This window comes from Desulfosarcina sp. (assembly GCF_033791525.1).
In the GTDB taxonomy this organism is placed as follows: Bacteria; Desulfobacterota; Desulfobacteria; order Desulfobacterales; family Desulfosarcinaceae; genus Desulfosarcina.
On the sequence record NZ_JASJGN010000179.1, the window covers coordinates 1 to 3,193 of the forward strand.

Here is a 3,193-nt window from a genome sequence, read left to right on the forward strand (position 1 = left end):
CAAGGCCATAAACCGAACACCGCTGCCGTCCGGAGGGGCAAATTCCAATATAGCCGGCAGGTTCAACTTTTTTATCAGCCTTAGATTGCCCTTAATGCGAAAGACTTCCATATCGCTGTGCCGGGCGGAAAGACGAAAAAAGGTGTCGCTGTCCACAACATCCACCGGCCCGATCCTCAGGGAGCGTTGCAGATTCCATTTCCTCAAAACGGCCGTCAGCGCACCATTGCGTGAGTTCATGGCCGCCGTGGACACGATCATGTGTCCAAGGTCGCGGACCGGTGCCGACAGTGCCGAATCAATCGTGGCTGTCATGGCTGCCGGCGGCTCGGTTGAGGGTTCTGCTACGGTGAGTGCGGGTTCCGGAGTTGGCGGCACGACCGGTGTGGTTGAAGTTTCCGCTGGGAGGGGTTGAGGTTCCGAAGTCAGCGGTGCGACCGGTGTGGTTGAAGTTTCCGCTGCGAGGGGTTGAGGTTCCGAAGTCAGCGGTGCGACCTCAGGACTTGTTTCTCCGGCAGCCTCCGGAGCACGATCCGCTGCTGATTCAGAAAACATTGTTTCAATTTTATGGTGAACGACCGGCGCAATGGCTATCCGGCGGGTGCGGTTCAACATCGTCTGGCCGACAACCAGCCCGGCCACCAGAATCACCAGGACCACCAGTAGGCCGATGATCAGTTTTTCCCTTACAAACTGCGGCTTGCCGGAACGCTTTCTTTTCCCGTCCAGTTCACGAAGGGCCCGCCGCACGATGGTGTGGGTGATGCGGTGCTTGCCCATGGCAAAGGCGGTAAGCAGGGTCCGGTCGCAGACGATGTTGATCAACCGGGGGACGCCGTTGGAGTGTTTGAAGATGGACCGGTAGGCGCCTGCGGTGAATGCCAATCCCGGTTTTCGGGAAGCGATGTGGATGCGATGGCGAATGTACTCCCGCATTTCTGACGCACTCAGGGGAGTGAGGTGGCAGCTCAGGGTAATGCGCTGGTTCAGCTGGCGAAGCGCGTCGGTCTCCAGCAGCTCTCCCAGCTCCGGCTGCCCGACCAGAATAATTTGAAGCAGTTTGCTGGTGGTGGTTTCCATATTGGAGAGCAGCCTCAATTGCTCCAGCACATCGGCGCTCAGGTTCTGGGCTTCGTCCACGAGCAGGATCACGCGCTTGCCCTGGGCTTTTTTCTCCAGGAGAAAGGCATTGAGGCGATCGATGAGGGTTTTTATCGATTCTGTGTCCGAGGGGATGCCGAATTCGTCGTTGATGGCTTTGAGCAGTTGAAGGGCGTCGAGCTTGGGGTTGAAGATGTAGGCCGCTGCGGTATTCTCGTCCAGGCTTTCCAGGAACATGCGACAAAGGGTCGTCTTGCCGGTACCCACTTCGCCGGTGATCTCAACGAATCCCTCGCCATAGCCCACGGCATAGTTCAAGTGGGCCAGCACCTCTTCATGAATCCGGGACAGGTAAAGGTACTCCGGGTTGGGTACCAGTTTGAACGGTCTCTCCTTAAAGCCAAAAAAACGATTGTACATGGGCGTATGCCAATTATCAGCTAATGGGATTGAACCCTCCCTGCGGCCCCGATGAGCGGGATCTCTGCTTCGCTCCGACAAACCGCGGGGAATGTTTTGCCTGTAACGGCAGTGCTACGCAGCACCGTAAGGATGAAAATCGATTTCCAGTTCGCTCGCTAACCCCGCCGCACCGGTGCTCGGTATCTCTGCTTCACTCCGACCCCGATGGCGGGATCTCCGCTTCGCTTCGACAAGCGGCGGGGAATGGGCTCGCTGTCGCGGTTCACGATCCGGAGCAAGCCGGGGGAGTACGATCACAATAGCCGGCGGCTTCGTCAATGGGCCACCAAGGACACAGCAAAGCGGCCAGGAGCCCGCCGTCAGCCTTCCAGTTGGGCACCCACACAGCCGAAAAAGAACCGCTCACCTAAGCGCGCGCGGAGGTCGGCCGCTTTTTCCAGCCCCGTGCAGTGAGACACACCGATCCGTTCGATTCCGTATCGGTCGATGGCCTTGAGCGTCTCGTCGAACTGGGCGGGCTGGGAAAAGCCAAGGTGCGTCCCGCCGACGACCGCATAAATGCGGTCCCGGTGAAACATCTCCAGAATATGGTCGAAAATGTTGATCATGCCGGCATGGGCACAGCCCAACACCAAAATGAGGCCTTTTTCCGAATCGATCACCAGGGACAGGTCGTCGGCAATGGGGTCCGGGCATATGGCCATGGCGCCTTCAGGATGCAGGGTCATGTTGGGATCCGGCTTTTCAAAGTCGTTGTTTTTGGCAATTTCGCCGGTCAAGTGGACCCGATCGCTGATTTCAACCGGATTTCGAATCAGATGGAATTGGGCGCCTAGAGATTCGAGGTATTCGCGCCGGTGGCGCATGCCGATGTACCGCGTGGCATTGCCGTCGGACCAGGTGCGTGAAACGAAGATATCCGGATGGCCATAGACAGGTACGGGGCCGGTCTGTTTGAGCACCTGCGGCAGTCCGCCAGTGTGGTCGTAATGGCCATGGCTGATGGCGATGGCCTGAATCGATGCCAGATTTTTGTCCAGGACAGCGGCATTGCCGCAGATGCCCATACCCTGGCCGGTGTCGAAGAGCACATTGCCGGTATCGGTTTCGATAAAACAGGCAAAACCATGCTCGCCCACAACGCCGAAGGGATGGCCCACGGAATTTTCGCACAGGATGGTCAGTTTCGTTGACATAAGGCGCTCTTCGAAAAACGGCGGTTGACCGCCGCCCTATTCGGCGATCTTGCTGAGCCGATTCTGGATGTAAGCGTTGCGAAAGGCTTCATAAGGATCCAGTGAGGCATTTTTCAGGGTTTCGTAATCGCCGATGCGAAAAGAGGTATCGTTGACAACTCTGACACCGTAGGCGATCACGTTGGTGGTGCCGGAGGTCAGTTGCCCAGCATCCACATTGATCAGCTGCATAAACGAAACCGGGTTCAAGGCCCAATCCCCGATACTGCCCACCGTATCGCGCAGGGTCGAGGGACCGAACAGGGGCCAGATGATGTAAATCCCGTTGCCGACGGCATAGTACCCCAGGGTCTGGCCGAAATCCTCTTCGGGCGGGTTGAACGACGGTTTGTCTCTTACCAGGTTGAACAATCCCAGGCACCCTGCCGTGCTGTTTACCACAAACCGGCAGAACTCGCCTTCTGCGGATCTCC

The 3,193-nt window shown here is 57.6% G+C and carries 3 protein-coding genes; all 3 read right to left on the minus strand.

The annotated features are described in order from the left end of the window. Positions 1-1,521 (minus strand): ExeA family protein (locus QNK41_RS08625; protein ID WP_319255763.1); only part of this gene is annotated, 1,521 nt, incomplete at its 3' end. A 362-nt stretch (positions 1,522-1,883) separates the two neighbouring features. After that, entirely contained in the window at positions 1,884-2,720 is an 837-nt protein-coding gene (locus QNK41_RS08630; RefSeq protein ID WP_319255765.1) for an MBL fold metallo-hydrolase, read from the minus strand. A gap of 36 nt (positions 2,721-2,756) precedes the next feature. Continuing rightward, positions 2,757-3,193, minus strand: a 437-nt coding sequence (locus QNK41_RS08635; protein WP_319255767.1) for an MlaA family lipoprotein, incomplete at its 5' end; no start/stop codon positions are given.